Source organism: Pseudomonas fluorescens (assembly GCF_902497775.2).
GTDB classification, from domain to species: Bacteria; Pseudomonadota; Gammaproteobacteria; order Pseudomonadales; family Pseudomonadaceae; genus Aquipseudomonas; species Aquipseudomonas putida_F.
In genome coordinates, this window is sequence record NZ_OZ024668.1 from 482,941 (window position 1) to 499,032 (window position 16,092).

Here is a 16,092-nt window from a genome sequence, read left to right on the forward strand (position 1 = left end):
GCTCAAGACTCCGTTTTCAGTGGGGCAAGCGGTAGGCGCAAGGTGAAGCAGGTGCCCTGGCCCGGTGCCGATTGCACTTCCATCTGCCCCTTGTGATTGTTGGTGATGATGAAATACGACACCGACAGGCCCAAGCCCGTGCCCTGGCCGATTTCCTTGGTGGTGAAGAATGGCTCGAAGGTGCGTTTGCGCACCGCTTCGGGCATGCCGATGCCGTTGTCCTCGACCTGGATCTCCGCCCAGGGCGGGTTGAGCCGGGTACGCAGGGTGATGCGCCCGGGCTCGCTGTCGTCCTGGCGCAGGTGAATGGCCTGGGCGGCGTTTTTCAGCAAGTTGAGCAGCACCTGTTCCAGTTCGTTGGCAGTGCACGGCACCGGGCCGAGGTTGGGGTCGAACTGACGGACGATGGCTTGGCCTTTGAAGTCGAAGCCGATGGTCAGGTCGAAGTCGTTGCCGGCAATTTCCACCGCCTGGTCGATCAGCGCCGGCAGGTCGCAAGGCGCCAGCTGGCGGTTGCTGCGGCGGCTGAAACTGAGCATGTGGGTGACGATTTTTGCCGCGCGGGCACCGGCCTGCTGGATGCCGTCGAGCAACTGCGGCACTTCGCGGCTTTCCAGGTAGCGGTTGACGGTAGGTAGATCGATGCCGATCTCGTCGGCTTGTTCAAGGTTCTTGGCCAGATCCGGCGACAGCCGCCGGCGAATGTTCTGCACGTTGTGCAGGATGGCGCCCAGAGGGTTGTTGATCTCGTGGGCCATGCCCGCCGCCAGGCCGCCGACCGAGAGCATTTTCTCCGATTGCACCATCATTTCTTCCAGCGACAGGCGCTGGGTGATGTCGTCGATGCGGATCACCACGCCACGGCCACCGCCGCCCATCAGCGGGTAGAAGGTCAGGGCGTAGTGGCGGGCGTCGTCGTCCTTGGTCCAGGTCACTCGCTCGATCTTCGCTACCCGATGCTTCTCGACGCTCTCCTTGAGCTGCGGCAGGAACGGCTTGAGCGGTTCGAAGGCGAGGAAGATCGGTTGGTTCAGCGCCTCGTCCAGCGGCGTGCCGGAAAGCGCGCTGGCTTCCTGGTTCCACTGGGTGACGTAGAGCTGTTCGTCGAGGGCAATCAGCGCCGAGGGCATGGAGTCGATGATGCTGTTGAGATAATTCTGAAAGCCGGTGAGTTTTTTCTCGATCTTACTGCGCACCTGGACTTCCAGCTCCAGCTTGCGGTTGGTGTGGCGGGTTTCCTCGGCCAGGCCCTGAGCCTGGTCGTAGGCGTCCTGGAACTCGTCGCGGGTGCGCTTGAGCTGCTGCTCGCGGGCTTCGATGCGCGAGAGCATGGTGTTGAACGCGTCGGCCAGGCTGCCGATTTCGTCATCGTTGCCGCGTTTGGCGCGCAGGGCGTAGTTTTCTTCGCGGGTGACCTGGCGCGAGAGCTCTTCGAGCTGGTAGATCGGTTGAGTGATCAGGCGCTTGATCTGCCGGGCGATGATCATCCACAGCAGGATACTGAACACCAGGATACCCAGGCTGGCGGTCAGGGTGCCGGTGTAGAAGGCCATCGGCAGTTCGCTGCTGGCCACCAGCAACAGGTGCCCGGGCGGGCCATCCGCGCGCGGCAGGTTCACCAGTTGCGTACTGCGAAATTCGGTGAGGCGCCAGTTCTCGATGTTGCGGTAGCGCTTGGGCAGTGGCAGGGCTTCGCCGTGCTGCAGTTGCGCGAGCATCTTGCCGTCGCTGCCGTACAGGGCGGCGGCGCGCAGCGGGGTGTAGCTGTCGAGTTCCTTGAGCAGGACCTTGGCGGCTTCCGGCGAATCGCTGGCCTGTTGCGCCAGTTGCGGGTTGGACACCAGCCGGCCGATGGTCTGCAGCGCCTGCGGGGCCATGCTCTCCTGGGAAATCCAGTAGGCGGCGCTGATAAAGGTCAGGTTGGCCACCAACAGGATGGTGATCAACAACACCAGCAGGGCGGCCAGCAATTTCTGGCCGACCGGCAGGTTCTCCAGGCGTTCGCGCAAGGTCATGTGAAAGGCGTAATCCCGGTCGGTAGGTGAAAGGGCAGGGTAGCGCCGTGCTCAGTCGCTGGGCAATCCGCGCGTGTTCAGGTGTTCGACCAGGCGCCGGTACAGCCGTTCCAGGTGCGGCAGCTGCCGGCCGTGACGGCTGGCGGTGCGGCAGGCATGGCCGAGCAGGAAGTGGATCTCGGTGCGCCGGCCGTGGCGAACATCCTGGTACATGGAAGAGTAGTTGGCCGCAGTGGCGTGGATCACCCGTTCGACTTCATCGACCAGGCCCTCGGCAGCTTGTGGCTGGCCGCAGTACTGCAGGAGCTCGGCAAGTTCGCCACACAGGGTGGCGACTTCGCAGTGATGCGCTTGCAGGCCGCCATTGCGACAATCATGCAGCACGGTCAGCGGGTTGATCGCACAGTTGAGCGCCAGCTTGCGCCACAGGCGGGTAAGGATGTCCGGGGTCCACTGGTGGGGAATGCCGGCGTCGCTCAGGTCATCGAGCCAGTCCGGGGCGCCGGGGTTGGCCGGATCGCCCAGCCAGTTGAAGCCGTGACCGGCGAAATTCACCTGCCAGTCCTGCTCGCGGAACGCGCCTTCGGTGCTGGAGGCGAACACGCAACGGGCGTGGGGCACACGGTTGGCCACCGCTTCCTGGCTGCCCAGGCCGTTCTGCAACAGAATCAGCTCGGCATCCTTGGCCAGGCGCGGCGCCAGTTGCGCCACTGCCTGTTCGGCGTCGTAGGCCTTGCAGGCCACCAGCAAACGGTGGATCGGCGTGTTGTCGTCGGCCAGTTGCGCCGGGATCGCCTGCAGTTGCGCCTTGCCCTGTTCGACCAGGGTCAGGCCGCCCGCGGCTTGATAAGCCTGCACGCGCGCCTTGTCGCGCAGGATCAGCCGGACCGGTTTACCTGCACGGGCCAGCCGACAGGCCCAGAGGCTGCCCAGACTGCCGGCGCCGAGAATATGCCAGGTGCTGCTCATCAGCGTTTCGCAACCGTTATAATGATCCGGTATTTTAACCGTCAAACCCTGCGCGCTCCATCGCGCTCTTTCAGCAGAGCCGCGAGGGTGCCTTTATTTTTTGGAGAAAAGGTATGCCGTCGTTCGACGTGGTATCGGAACTGGACAAGCACGAAGTCACCAACGCCGTGGAAAACGCGGTCAAGGAACTGGACCGCCGTTATGACCTCAAGGGCAAGGGCAGCTTCGAGTTCAAGGAAAAGGAACTGACCGTCAACCTGACCGCCGAAGCCGAATTCCAGCTCGAGGCGATGATCGACATTCTCAAGCTGGCCCTGGTCAAGCGCAAGATCGACGTGCAGTGCCTGGAAGTGAAGGACGCCTTCGCCTCGGGCAAGGTCATGAAGCAGGAAGCGGTGCTCAAAGAGGGTATCGATAAAGAACTGGCGAAGAAGATCGTCGCGCATATCAAGGACGCCAAGCTCAAGGTCCAGGCCGCCATCCAGGGCGAGCAGGTTCGTGTCACCGGCAAGAAGCGCGACGACCTGCAAGAGGCCATCGCCGCCCTGCGCGCCAAAGAGTTCGGCATGCCGCTGCAGTTCAACAATTTCCGCGACTGAAGTCACGGAGCCCGGAACCTTGGCGCCTTTTTGGCGTCCGAGGGCCGAGGTGCCGCTGAAACGTTTGCGGCAGGTCTTTTTCAGCTCTTTGCCGCCCGGCATCAGGAGAACACACGATGGATTTAAACGCTGAGGTCGACCAGCTGGTCAAAGCTTCGCAAACCTGGCTTCCAATGATCATGGAGTACGGCAGCCGCCTGTTGCTGGCACTGCTGACCCTGGCCATTGGCTGGTGGGTGATCAACAAGGTCACTTATCGTCTGGGCAAACTGTTGGCCCTGCGCAATGCCGACCTGGCCCTGCAAGGCTTCATCAGCAGCCTGGCCAACATCATTCTGAAGATCCTGCTGATCGTCAGCGTGGCGTCGATGATCGGCATCGAGACCACCTCGTTTGTCGCCGCCATCGGTGCTGCGGGCCTGGCCATCGGTCTGGCTCTGCAGGGCAGCCTGGCCAACTTCGCGGGCGGCGTGCTGATCCTGCTGTTCCGCCCGTTCCGTATCGGTGACTGGATCGAAGCCCAGGGTGTGTCGGGTACCGTCGACAGCATCCAGATCTTCCATACCGTGCTGCGTACCGGCGACAACAAGACTGTGATCCTGCCCAACGGCAGCCTGTCCAACGGCATCATCACCAACACCAACCGCCAGCCGACGCGCAAGGTGGTATTCGATGTTGGCGTTGATTACGACGCCGACCTGCAAAAGGCCCGCAACGTGCTGCTGGAACTGGCCCAGGACCCACGGGTGCACCAGGACCCGGCGCCACAGGCGGTGATTTCGACCCTGGGCGACAGCTCGATCACCGTATCGCTGCGTATCTGGGTCAACACTGCCGACTACTGGGATGTGATGTTCATGCTCAATGAGCATGCCCGTGACCGTCTGAAGGCCGAGGGCATCGATATTCCCTTTCCGCAGCGGGTGATCCGCGTGGTGCAGGAAGCGGCGGTGCAGTAAACCTTTCGCGGGGCAAGCCCGCTCCTACCAGGTGGGAGCGGGCTTGCCCCGCGATGCTTTCAGCAGCCATTACACTTGTTCACGTCTTCGCGCTATCTGCGCCCGGTGCTTTCTGGCATATAGGCTCGCTTACTTCTGTTTGCCCGGTCTTATCATGCTTACCCCCCTGATCAACATCACGCCGTTACGGGCGTTTTGTTTCGCCATGACCCTGGCGCTGTTCGAATTGCTTACCTACCTCGCCAGTGATGTGGTGATGCCGGCCATGCCGGTGGTGGTCGGTGACCTGAACGCCAGCCCCGAATTCATTCCCCATGCGCTGAACCTCTACCTGCTCGGTGGCGTCGTGCTGCAATGGCTGATCGGTCCGCTGGCCGACCGCTATGGCCGTCGACCGCTGCTGCTGGGTGGCTGCGCGTTCTTTTGCCTGGCCTGCATCGCCACCTTCTGGGTGCAGAGCATCGAGCTGTTCAACCTGCTGCGCCTGCTGCAGGGCATTGGCCTGGGGTTTGTCGTGACGGTCAGCTACCCGGCGCTCAACGAGGCGTTCAGTGAGGCAGACGCAGTGCGGATGATGGCCCTGCTGGCCAATATCGCCTTGCTGTCGCCACTGCTCGGCCCGCTGGTCGGTACCCTGCTGCTGGAGTGGGTGTCCTGGCGCTGGCTGTTCGTGCTGTTCGGCGCGGCGGCGGTGCTGGCCTGGTTTGCCCTGTACCGGTTCATGCCGGAAACCCTCGGCGTCGAGCGCCGCGACGGCTCGCGCCTGGCATTCCAGCCGATCCACCTGCTGCCGTTGCTGGCCGGTTACGGGCAACTGTTGGCCAACCGCCGTTTTGTCGCCGGCAGTGCCGCCCTGGGCCTGGTCGGCTTGCCGCTGATCGGCTGGATCGGCCTGTCGCCGGTGCTGTTGATCAACGACGAGGGCCTGAGCACCCTGGATTACGCCCTGTGGCAATTGCCGGTGTTCGGCGGGCTGATCCTCGGCAACCTGGTGATCAACCGGATTGCCGATCGCTACGCGCTTACCGCCCTGGTACGTCTGGCGTTGTGGCCGTTCCTGATTGGCTTGCTGGGGATGATGCTGGGCACCTGGCTGTTGCCTTCGGTACTGAGCCTGGTGATCGGCATGTCGGTGTATGCACTGGGCCTGGGTATCGCCAACGCCGTGTTGTATCGCATGACGCTGTTCTCCAGCGAGCAGAGCAAGGGCCTGGTATCAGCGATGCTGGGGATGATCACCATTGCCCTGCTGGGCCTTGGCGGGGCGTTGCTGGCGATGCTCGGCGCTGGCGCCAGCCTGGTGCACTTCGCGCTGGCGGCAGGCGCTGCGGGGATTCTGGCGCTATGGCCGCTGAGGGTCGTTCTGAGCGCTTCTGGCGATATGCCCGAGGCTATCCCGGAGTAACTCCGGCGATAGCCTCAGCGCGGCTCAGGGGCGTTCTGCAACCTGGTCCTCGACCGGCTCTGGCTTGCCGCGCTCCTGGCGCCATTGCAGGGCGATCAGGATCAGGGTCGGCACGCCGAGCAGGGCGGTGATCAGGAAGAAGTCGTGGTAGCCGAACTTCTCCACCATGACCCCTGAGTAGCCGCCGATCAGCCGCGGCAACAGCAGCATGATCGAGCTGAGCAGGGCGTATTGGGTTGCCGAGAACTTCAGGTTGGTCAGGCTCGACAGGTAGGCGACGAACGCCGAGGTGGCCAGGCCCGAGCTGAAGTTGTCCAGCGAGATGGTCACGATCAGCATCTGCAGGTTGGCGCCCATGTCGGCGAGCATCAGGAACAGGATGTTGGTCGCCGCCGAAGCCACGCCGCCGATGAACAGAATCGGTAAAATGCCGAAGCGCACGATCAGCAGGCCACCGAAACCGGCGCCGACCAGGGTCATGATCAGGCCGAAGATCTTGCTGACGCTGGCGATCTGGTCCTTGGTGAAGCCCTGGTCGATGTAGAACACGTTGGCCATCACGCCCATCACCGTGTCGGACATCCGGTAAGTGGCGATCAGCCCGAGCAGCAGCAGGGCTTGCCAGCGATAGCGGGTGATGAAGTCGTTGACCGGGGTCAGCACCGGCGCCAGGCCGCGGCGGCCCATGGCCGACAGGCACAGCGCGGTGAGGGTGATGTAGAGGATCGCGCGCAGGAAGGCGCGGTCTTCGAGCAGCAGGTCGAGCAGGCTCACGCCTTCGAACAGCACGCTGGCGAAATCGGTGTTGTACAGCTGGGTGAAGGTGGCCGGTACCGACACCAGCAGAACGATCAGTACGAATACCGACACCAGCTGGTGGGCCAGGCCGTAGCGTGCCGCCGACAGTTGGGTGCGCAGCGGCACGGGCGGCTCACGCATCAACAGGGTGGTGATGACGGCCGGCAGCATCAAGACGCCGAACAGCACATAGGTGCCGGTCCAGGCTTTGTGCAGGTAGCTGAAACCGGTAGAGCCGAAACCTTCGGCGAAGAACAGCGCACCGGCGGTGGCCAGCAGCGCGGCAACCCGGTAGCCGGCCATGTAGCTGGCGGCAAGCGCGGCCTGGCGCTGGTCGTCGGCGATTTCCAGGCGGTAGGCATCGACGGCGATGTCCTGGGTCGCCGAGGCAAAGGCCACCAGCACCGCCAGGGCAATCAGCCACGACAGGTGTTTTTGCGGGTCGCAGAAGCCCATGCCGATCAGGCCGATGACTACCAGGATCTGCGACAGCACCAGCCAGGAGCGGCGGCGCCCGAGTTTGCCGAGCAACGGCAGGCGCCATTGGTCGAGCAACGGTGACCACACCCATTTGAAGGCATAGGCCAGGCCGATCAGGCTGGCATAACCGATGGTTTCACGGGCCACGCCGGCCTCGCGCAGCCATACCGACAGGGTTGAAAACACCAGCATGTAAGGCAAGCCGGCGGCAAAGCCGAGCAACAACAGCACCAGTGTCGACGGGCTGGCATAGGCAGCGAGCGCAGCGCGCCAGGTTTTACGGGGCATGGGCCAACATCTGCCTCAAGTTTACGAAAACAAAGCGCGCACTCTAACCGCTGTGCTCCATCGGGCGCCAGCCATGGCGCAACATATCCACACGATTATTGTGCAGGGTAATGCCTTCTGCCCGTAGCCGGGCACGCTGCTCATCGCCCGAAGGGGTACCCAGGGCCAGACTCAGGCGCCCGCCGGCGCCCAGCACCCGGTGCCAGGGTAACTGGGTGTCGCTGGGCAATTGGCTGAGGGTACGCCCGACCCAGCGCGCTGCGCGGCCAAGGCCAGCCAATTGCGCCAGCTCCCCGTAGCTGATCACTTTGCCCTCGGGCACCTGGCCAAGTACCAGATAGAGTGCCATTCGTCGGGCCTCAGTGCTTTCGGTCGGATCGCCGGGAATCCCGTTCATCGCCGGATTCGCCGATCGCGCGCGCGAAGCGCCGGGCAGAGCGGGCAAATAAGAATTGAACTCATCGACATGGTGCAGGTCAGTCCTTGCTCTGATGGCGGGTATCTGGATAATGCCCGACTTTTTTCGCTAACCCGAGTCCGTTGCCGCTTATGTTGCCTAGAGCCCTGTTGTGCGTTGCCCTCGCTGCTGCCTGTTCCCCCGCCCTTGCCGACACCGTATGGATGAAAAACGGTGACAAGCTCAGTGGCAAGATCAAGGTCTTCGATGGCGGCAAACTGTTGCTCGAAACCCCCTACGGCGGCTCCATCGCCCTGGACTGGAAACAGGTCAAGACCCTGGAGAGCGACCAGGAGCTGCTGGTCAAGCAGGACGCCTACACCGGCGAGAAGGCCAAGTCGCTGCAGGCAGCGGACAACGGCAAGGTCATCCTGGCCAATGGCGAGACGCCCAAGACCGTCGAGCTGGCCAGTATCCAGCAGATCATGAAGCCAAAGCCTGTGGTCGAAGACCTGTCGTGGAAGGGCAACGTCGACCTGGCCATGGACTACAAGCGCGCCGAAACCAACAGCGACGACTACGACATCGACTTCAAGACCACCGCCCGCCACGGCCGCTGGCGCCACCAGGCTGAAGGTGAATACAACCGCGAAAGCAAGGACGACGTCACCACCACCAACAACTGGAGCGCCGAATACGCGCTGGACCGCTTCATCACCGAGAAGTGGTTCTGGCAGGGCCGTCTGGAATACAAGCGTGACCATATCGAAGACCTCGCCCGCCAGCGCACCGTGGGTACCGGCCCGGGTTACCAGTTCTGGGACAACGAGCTGGGGGCGTTCTCGCTCGGTTCGCTGGTCAACCGTACCGACTATGAATACGCCGACGGCGGCAAGGACAACTTCTACTCGCTGGCCATGAAGTGGGACTACAACCGCTACCTCATCGGCAAACGCGTCGAGTTCTTCACCAATGGCGAAGTCGGCAAGCCACTGGGCGGCGTCGCCGAATACGCGCTGGATGCCGAAGTCGGCCTGCGCTACAAGGTCACCGAATGGGCCTCGCTCAACCTCAAGGCCGAGAAAGACATCATCAGCGGCACCCGCGACAGCGACCTGGACAAGACCCGCTATACCGCAGGTTTCGGCGTCGCCTGGTAAGCACGCTGGCAAGCCTGAGCGATAATGATTATTTTGTCGGTTAACCAGCCTGGTCGTGCCTCTGCACGCACGGCCAGGATTACGACGATTATCGAGCGGGGAGTCATACAGTGAGCGCTAAAGCCGCAACACAGGCACGGGAGCTGCTGCTCAAGGAATACCGCGGGGTGCTGTCGACCCATTCCAAGTCGATGCCGGGGTTTCCCTTCGGATCGGTGGTGCCCTACTGCCTGGATGCCGACGGCAACCCGCTGATCCTGATCAGCCGCATTGCCCAGCACACCCACAATCTGCAAAAAGATCCCAAGTGCTCGTTGCTGGTGGGCGAGCGTGATGCCGAAGATGTCCAGGCGGTGGGCCGCCTTACCGTACTGGCCGAGGCGCACAAGCTGGTCGAGCCCGAAGCGGTCGAAGCGGCAGCAGAGCGCTACTATCGTTACTTCCCCGAGTCGGCCAACTACCATAAAGCCCACGATTTCGACTTCTGGGTGCTCAAGCCGGTGCGCCATCGCTACATCGGCGGCTTCGGCGCGATCCACTGGGTCGATCACCTGACCCTGGCCAACCCCTTTGCCGGCAAGGCCGAACAGAGCATGATCGAGCACATGAACAGCGATCATGCCAACGCCATCGAACACTACGTCCAGCTCAGCGGCCTGCCTCAGGCCACGGCGGCGCAGATGGTCGGCATCGACAGCGAGGGCATGCACCTGCGCATTGGCCAGGCGCTGCACTGGCTGCCGTTCGCGGCTCCTTGCAACACGCCGATACAAGTGCGCGAAGCCCTGGTTTTTCTGGCCCGCGCCGAGCAATGGCCACAGCGTGAAAGCGCAGAGGCTTGAAATGGCGAGGGATCGCATCCATTAAAGGTCTACTGCAAGGACATCTTGCGCAGAGGAACCGTTGATGCGTGCTTTTCTATTGCTGTTTCTGATTTTTCCGGTGCTGGAGCTGTATGTGTTTTTCAAGGTCAGCACCGCGATCGGCTTCTTTCCGGCGCTGCTGCTGATCATCGCCGGCTCCGCCCTGGGCGTGCTGGTGGTGCGGGTGGCCGGTCTTGCCACCGCCCTGCGTGCCCGCGAGAGCCTGCAACGTGGCGAGTTGCCCGCCGAAGACATGTTCCACGGCCTGATGCTGGCCCTCGGTGGCGGCCTGCTGCTGTTGCCTGGCTTTATCAGTGACGTGATCGGCCTGGTCTGCCTGTTGCCGTTCACCCGCCGCCTGCTCGGGCGCAAGATGCGCGAACGCGCCGAGGCCCAGGCCATGCGCCAGCGCGCCTTTGGCGACGATCCGTTCATGGCGCGGCCCGGCCAGCCAGGTCGTGGTCATCAGCCAACGGTAATCGAAGGCGAAGTGGTGGGCCGTGAAGATCCTGCTCAGCCTAACTTGCGCAATCCTCGGGATCTGTAACGGTTACGTGTGCTTTGCCTGCGGCCCCTTTGGGGGCCGTTTTGCTTTGCACGGAGCTGATCGCTAAAAAATTTCACAGCCAAGCCTTGTAATTGCTCTTGGCGACCTCATGTATGGGTCACCGCAAGGTTTCTGGTGATTTGCACCAGACATTACATGTGTGGTCCGCCCCGCGGGCTACGAGCGGCTACGCCGCAAGCATCAACCCGCCGGTGTCGATACCGGCCGATGAAAACCACAATTAGGAGAGATCGACAATGAAGCTTCGTCCTCTGCATGACCGCGTCGTTATCCGTCGCAGCGAAGAAGAATCGAAAACCGCTGGCGGTATCGTTCTGCCAGGTTCGGCCGCTGAAAAACCTAACCGTGGCGAAATCGTCGCTGTAGGTACCGGTCGCATCCTGGACAACGGTGAAGTGCGTGCGCTGGCCGTGAAAGTGGGTGACAAGGTGGTTTTCGGCCCTTACTCGGGCAGCAACACTGTGAAAGTTGACGGCGAAGACCTGCTGGTGATGGCTGAGAACGAGATTCTCGCTGTCATCGAAGGCTGATTCCGCTGGTTTCCCGTTACTCCAAAGTATTCAAGGATTAAACGATCATGGCTGCTAAAGACGTAAAATTCGGCGACTCCGCCCGTAAGAAAATGCTCGTTGGTGTCAACGTTCTGGCTGACGCTGTAAAAGCCACCCTGGGCCCGAAAGGCCGTAACGTTGTTCTGGCCAAGAGCTTCGGCGCTCCGACCATCACCAAAGACGGTGTGTCGGTTGCCAAAGAAATCGAGCTCAAAGACGCCTTCGAAAACATGGGCGCCCAGCTGCTCAAAGACGTTGCCTCCAAGGCCAACGACGAAGCGGGTGACGGCACCACCACCGCAACCGTTCTGGCTCAGGCCATCGTCAGCGAAGGCCTGAAAGCCGTTGCTGCCGGCATGAACCCGATGGACCTCAAGCGTGGTATCGATAAAGCCACCATCGCCATCGTCAAAGAGCTGAAGTCCCTGTCCAAGCCATGCGCCGACTCCAAGGCCATCGCTCAGGTCGGTACCATCTCGGCCAACTCCGACAACTCCATCGGTGACATCATCGCCGAAGCCATGGAAAAAGTCGGTAAAGAAGGCGTGATCACCGTCGAAGAAGGCTCGGGCCTGGAAAACGAACTGTCGGTCGTAGAAGGCATGCAGTTCGACCGTGGCTACCTGTCCCCATACTTCGTCAACAAGCCAGACACCATGGTCGCCGAGCTGGATGGCCCGCTGCTGCTGCTGGTTGACAAGAAGATCTCCAACATCCGCGAACTGCTGCCAGTTCTGGAAGCCGTTGCCAAGGCCGGCCGTCCACTGCTGATCGTGGCTGAAGACGTCGAAGGCGAAGCGCTGGCTACCCTGGTAGTCAACAACATGCGCGGCATCGTCAAGGTTGCTGCGGTCAAGGCGCCTGGCTTCGGCGACCGCCGCAAGGCCATGCTGCAGGACATCGCTGTCCTGACCGGCGGTACCGTGATCTCCGAAGAAATCGGCCTGAGCCTGGAGTCCGCTACCCTGGAACACCTGGGTAACGCCAAGCGTGTGACCCTGTCCAAGGAAAACACCATCATCGTCGACGGCGCTGGTGTAGAAGGCGACATCCAGGCGCGCATCGCCCAGATCCGCACTCAGGTTGCCGAGACTTCCTCGGACTACGACCGTGAAAAACTGCAAGAGCGTCTGGCCAAGCTGGCTGGCGGTGTTGCCGTGATCAAGGTCGGTGCTGGCACCGAAGTCGAAATGAAAGAGAAGAAAGCCCGCGTTGAAGACGCCCTGCACGCTACCCGTGCAGCCGTCGAAGAAGGCGTGGTACCTGGCGGTGGTGTTGCCCTGGTTCGCTCGCTGCAAGCGATCTCCGAACTCAAAGGCGACAACGAAGACCAGAACGTTGGTATCCAGCTGCTGCGTCGCGCTGTTGAAGCGCCACTGCGCCAGATCGTTGCCAACGCCGGCGACGAGCCAAGCGTAGTGGTCGACAAGGTCAAGCAAGGTTCCGGCAACTTCGGTTACAACGCTGCGACCGGCCAGTACGGCGACATGATCGAAATGGGTATCCTGGACCCTGCCAAGGTAACCCGTTCGGCCCTGCAAGCTGCAGCTTCGATCGGCGGTCTGATGATCACCACCGAAGCCATGGTTGCTGACGCTCCAGCCGAAGCTGGTGCTGGCGGCGGCATGCCAGACATGGGCGGCATGGGTGGTATGGGCGGCATGGGCGGCATGATGTAAGCCAGCCTTACCCGTTCGATAAAAAGCCCCGCCTTGTGCGGGGCTTTTTTTTGGTTCTTCACGGGTTGCCGGGGGCTATGATCCTTGGGTTGGGATGTTGAGGTTTCTAGCTTATCCATTCACTGTGGCGCTGCTGCCGGCCCCTTCCGCCCTTACGGCGGGTCCCTTTGTCTTGGCAAAGGGACCCGCCGTAAGGGCGGAAGGGGCCAGCAGCAGCGCCACATCGAATGGATAAGCTCGCGCCCCCCAACCCAGGATTCCGTGAAGAACCTTTTTTATGCCTGCTTTTTACACCTTGCAGGAGCGGGCTTGCCCCGCGATCGCAGTCTAGGCCCTACCCGATGAGTTGGCTGTTCCAGCCTTATCGCGGGGCAAGCCCGCTCCTACCGGAACCCGTGCCTTCTGCTGCAGCTCAACCGGCCGGCGATACAGCACCCAGTAATAACACCCAAGGCTGATCAGCCAGCAAAACACTGCGGTCCACACGTTGTGCGAGAAGAAGTGCGCGCCCTGCAGCATGCGCCCCACTGAAAACAGCGTGCCCAGGCCAACGGCGAACACCAGCGCCGCCCGTGCCAGGCGTGGACGCCGATCACGCAGGACAAAGAACAGGGCAAACAGGGTAAAACCGGTCGCGGCATGACCGCCCGGCCAGCAGCGCCCGGGCTTGTCGGTGGCCGGACGCGGGCTGAGCAGTTCGCTGTAGGTCTCTTTGCCGCCAAACTCGGTCAGGCTCCACGGGCACTGCACCGCAGTCACCGCCTTGATCGGCGTGACAAAGCTGGTAGACAGGCTCATGGCCAGAACCAGACAGCCCAGTTCCCGGCGCCAACTGAACAGCCGCGACCAGAAGAAACTCGCCGCAAAGGCTGCCACGGCCACCAGGCCCAGAACGATCACGGCCTGTTTCGCCCGGTCATGCAGGATATCTTCGAGAAAGTAGCTGTGCCGGCCAATGAACTGCCCGGCCACCGGGTCGAACGCCAGCTTGGCCAGGTCCATGTCCAGTGAGGTCAGCTCCAACAGGATCAGTATGACTGCGGTGACGGCAGGGATACCCAGGGCGATCCAGAAATTCAGCGGGCGGGAATAGGCAGGTTGTGACATGGCAAGTCCAGGCGGGTGGAAGGGGCAGTCCGACCGGCAATTCTCGGGCAGCCGCCATCACCTGTCCGTGAAGGCTCGGTGAAAAAAACGTTAACCTGCAATAAAGTCGCGCCGACCTAGCCGGGCGCCGCTGATGGCCTTAAGCTGCGCCTGCCATGCAGGCAAAAGCGTCGGACGGGAGACACCCCAATGCGAATTCTACTGGTTGAAGACAACCGCGATATCCTTGCCAATCTGGCCGACTACCTGGGGCTGAAGGGCTACACGGTAGACTGTGCCCAGGATGGTCTGTCCGGCCTGCACCTGGCCGCCACCGAGCACTATGACCTGATCGTGCTCGACATCATGTTGCCAGGTATCGACGGTTACACCCTGTGCAAGCGTCTGCGTGAAGATGCCCGGCGTGATACCCCGGTGATCATGCTCACCGCCCGCGACCAGCTCGATGACCGTCTGCAGGGCTTCCGTTCCGGCGCCGACGATTACCTGCTCAAACCGTTCGCGCTGTCGGAGCTGGCCGCGCGCATCGAGGCGGTGTTGCGCCGCGCCCAGGGCGGTGGCCGGCGCACCTTGCAGGTCAGCGACCTGGTCTACGACCTCGACACCCTGGAAGTGACCCGCGAAGGCAAGCTGCTCAAGCTCAACCCGGTCGGCCTCAAGCTGCTGGCAGTGCTGATGCAGAAGAGCCCCCATGTACTGCGCCGCGAAGTGCTCGAAGAGGCCCTGTGGGGTGATGATTGTCCGGACAGCGACAGCCTGCGCAGCCATGTTCACCAACTGCGCCAGGTGATCGACAAGCCATTTGAAAAGGCCCTGCTGCATACCGTTCACGGCGTCGGCTATCGTCTGGCCGAGGGTCGTGATGGAGTTTAGACAGAGCCTTGCCCAGCGCATCATCATCGCCTTTGCCCTGATGAGCGCGTTGGTGGCCGGGGCCTTCGCCTTCGGTATTGTCGCGACCGTCCACCTGGTTGAAGAACGGTTGATTTCCGCGGTGTTGGGCGGCGACCTGCAACGTTTGCTGCGCATGGACAGCGTCGGCGACTGGAGCCACCGGCCGCGACCGGATCAACTGTTCTATTTCAGCGGCGGGCGCGACGACTTCGAGCTGCCCAAGGACCTGCGTCACCTCGACCGCGGTTTTCATGAGGTGTTTCGTGAAGACCTGTCCTATCACGCGATGGTCGAGATCGTCGACGGCCGCCGCTACGTGCTGCTGCAGGACCAGAGCGACTTCGAAGAGCGCGAGCGGGTGCTGTTCGCGGTGGTGGTGGTCGGTTTCGTCCTGAGCCTGGCGCTGGCGGTGTTCCTGGGTTGGGTGCTGGCCCGCCGGGTAATGGCGCCGGTGATTCGCCTGGCGCGCCAGGTACGACACCGTGACCAGTTGCTGGGTCTGGCACCCCCGTTGGCACCTGACTACGCCGCAGACGAAGTCGGCCAGCTGGCGGTGGCGTTCGACGACACCCTGGGGCGTCTGCGTGATGCCCTGACCCGTGAACGGCTGTTTACCAGCGACGTCAGCCATGAGTTGCGCACCCCACTGATGGTGCTGGCAAGCTCCTGTGAGCTGCTGCTGGTCAATCCCAATATCGACACCCGGGCGCGTTCCCAGGTCGAGCGTATTGCCCGGGCAACCGAAGAGATGCAGGAGCTGGTGAAGACCTTCCTGATGCTCGCCCGCGCCCAGCGCGACGAAGGCGCAGTGGCGTCGCAGGCGAGCATGAAGGAAGTTGCGGATGATCTGATAGGCGTCTGGCGCGACACCATCGAGCAGAAAGGCCTGACCTTGCTGTACGACGCCAAGGCGGCCCCCTCGAGCCTGTACAACGCCACTTTCCTCCAGGCGGTGATGGGCAACCTGCTGCGCAACGCCGCGCACTACACCGATCAGGGCTTTATCCGCCTGACCCTGGAGCCGGCCGGCTTTCTGGTTGAAGACAGTGGTGTAGGGATCCCCGAAGAGCAGCGCGAAGCCATGTTCCGGCCGTTCGTGCGCGGCGATGAGAAGCGCGGCGAGGGCTTGGGCCTTGGCTTGTCACTGGTGCAGAGGATTTGCGATGACCAGGGCTGGACGGTCGGCCTGACCGCCATGGTGCCGCATGGCTGCCGCTTTCACGTAGACCTGAGCCTGGGGCCGCAAAGGTCCTCGGAACCTGAGTAGGGCCATTGGCCAGGTGTGAAGGTTTGTAATTAATTGAAACTTTTGTCGTTGAAACTAACAAAATTTTCACACCAGCATGACCTGACGCCAACG

At 62.1% G+C, this 16,092-nt stretch carries 15 protein-coding genes; 10 read left to right on the forward strand and 5 right to left on the reverse strand.

The window, feature by feature from the left end; genetic code table 11:
• Positions 1-2: 2 nt before the first annotated feature.
• Both F8N82_RS02370 and F8N82_RS02375 read right to left on the reverse strand, forming a co-directional pair.
• On the reverse strand, positions 3-2,015 hold the full coding sequence (locus F8N82_RS02370) for a sensor histidine kinase (protein WP_038998885.1): 2,013 nt from the start codon (positions 2,013-2,015) through the stop codon (positions 3-5).
• Positions 2,016-2,066: 51 nt separating this feature from the next.
• Positions 2,067-2,984, reverse strand: a complete 918-nt coding sequence (locus tag F8N82_RS02375; RefSeq protein WP_038998886.1) for a putative 2-dehydropantoate 2-reductase — start codon at positions 2,982-2,984, stop codon at positions 2,067-2,069.
• A 113-nt stretch (positions 2,985-3,097) separates the two neighbouring features.
• On the opposite strand from F8N82_RS02375, the gene F8N82_RS02380 reads away from it, so the two are divergent.
• The 3 genes from F8N82_RS02380 to F8N82_RS02390 all read left to right on the forward strand — a co-directional run bounded on the left by F8N82_RS02380 (position 3,098) and on the right by F8N82_RS02390 (position 5,947).
• Positions 3,098-3,583, forward strand: a complete 486-nt coding sequence (locus F8N82_RS02380; RefSeq protein WP_010220808.1) for a YajQ family cyclic di-GMP-binding protein — start codon at positions 3,098-3,100, stop codon at positions 3,581-3,583.
• 116 nt (positions 3,584-3,699) lie between these two features.
• A complete protein-coding gene (locus F8N82_RS02385) occupies positions 3,700-4,542 on the forward strand; it encodes a mechanosensitive ion channel family protein (protein WP_038998887.1) in 843 nt (280 codons plus the stop codon).
• A 154-nt stretch (positions 4,543-4,696) separates the two neighbouring features.
• On the forward strand, positions 4,697-5,947 hold the full coding sequence (locus F8N82_RS02390; protein WP_038998888.1) for an MFS transporter: 1,251 nt from the start codon (positions 4,697-4,699) through the stop codon (positions 5,945-5,947).
• 24 nt (positions 5,948-5,971) lie between these two features.
• On the opposite strand, the gene F8N82_RS02395 is transcribed toward F8N82_RS02390, so the two are convergent.
• Positions 5,972-7,513, reverse strand: coding sequence for an AmpG family muropeptide MFS transporter (locus F8N82_RS02395; protein ID WP_038998890.1), 1,542 nt, complete (start codon positions 7,511-7,513; stop codon positions 5,972-5,974).
• A gap of 43 nt (positions 7,514-7,556) precedes the next feature.
• Entirely contained in the window at positions 7,557-7,910 is a 354-nt protein-coding gene (locus tag F8N82_RS02400) for an MGMT family protein (RefSeq protein WP_038998891.1), read from the reverse strand.
• Between the two features lie 152 nt (positions 7,911-8,062).
• Here F8N82_RS02400 and F8N82_RS02405 point away from each other — a divergent pair, with 152 nt between their 5' ends.
• The 5 genes from F8N82_RS02405 to groL all read left to right on the forward strand — a co-directional run bounded on the left by F8N82_RS02405 (position 8,063) and on the right by groL (position 12,731).
• Positions 8,063-9,070: a DUF481 domain-containing protein gene (locus F8N82_RS02405; protein ID WP_038998892.1), complete on the forward strand. Its 1,008-nt coding sequence runs from the start codon at positions 8,063-8,065 to the stop codon at positions 9,068-9,070.
• Between the two features lie 110 nt (positions 9,071-9,180).
• Positions 9,181-9,912, forward strand: a complete 732-nt coding sequence (locus F8N82_RS02410; protein WP_038998893.1) for a HugZ family protein — start codon at positions 9,181-9,183, stop codon at positions 9,910-9,912.
• A gap of 64 nt (positions 9,913-9,976) precedes the next feature.
• A complete protein-coding gene (locus tag F8N82_RS02415) occupies positions 9,977-10,480 on the forward strand; it encodes an FxsA family protein (RefSeq protein WP_038998894.1) in 504 nt (167 codons plus the stop codon).
• Positions 10,481-10,737: 257 nt separating this feature from the next.
• Positions 10,738-11,031, forward strand: coding sequence for a co-chaperone GroES (locus tag F8N82_RS02420; protein WP_009050540.1), 294 nt, complete (start codon positions 10,738-10,740; stop codon positions 11,029-11,031).
• Between the two features lie 47 nt (positions 11,032-11,078).
• On the forward strand, positions 11,079-12,731 hold the full coding sequence (gene groL / locus F8N82_RS02425; protein ID WP_038998895.1) for a chaperonin GroEL: 1,653 nt from the start codon (positions 11,079-11,081) through the stop codon (positions 12,729-12,731).
• 327 nt (positions 12,732-13,058) lie between these two features.
• Here the strand turns inward: groL and F8N82_RS02430 are convergent, their stop codons facing one another.
• Positions 13,059-13,838, reverse strand: coding sequence for a phosphatase PAP2 family protein (locus F8N82_RS02430; RefSeq protein ID WP_052251633.1), 780 nt, complete (start codon positions 13,836-13,838; stop codon positions 13,059-13,061).
• Between the two features lie 189 nt (positions 13,839-14,027).
• Here F8N82_RS02430 and colR point away from each other — a divergent pair, with 189 nt between their 5' ends.
• Positions 14,028-14,711: a two-component system response regulator ColR gene (colR, locus tag F8N82_RS02435; protein ID WP_038998896.1), complete on the forward strand. Its 684-nt coding sequence runs from the start codon at positions 14,028-14,030 to the stop codon at positions 14,709-14,711.
• Complete coding sequence (locus F8N82_RS02440; protein ID WP_038998897.1) at positions 14,701-15,999, forward strand: sensor histidine kinase; 1,299 nt, start codon at positions 14,701-14,703, stop codon at positions 15,997-15,999. The genes colR and F8N82_RS02440 overlap by 11 nt, the downstream gene beginning before the upstream one ends.
• The last annotated feature ends 93 nt before the right edge of the window (positions 16,000-16,092 follow it).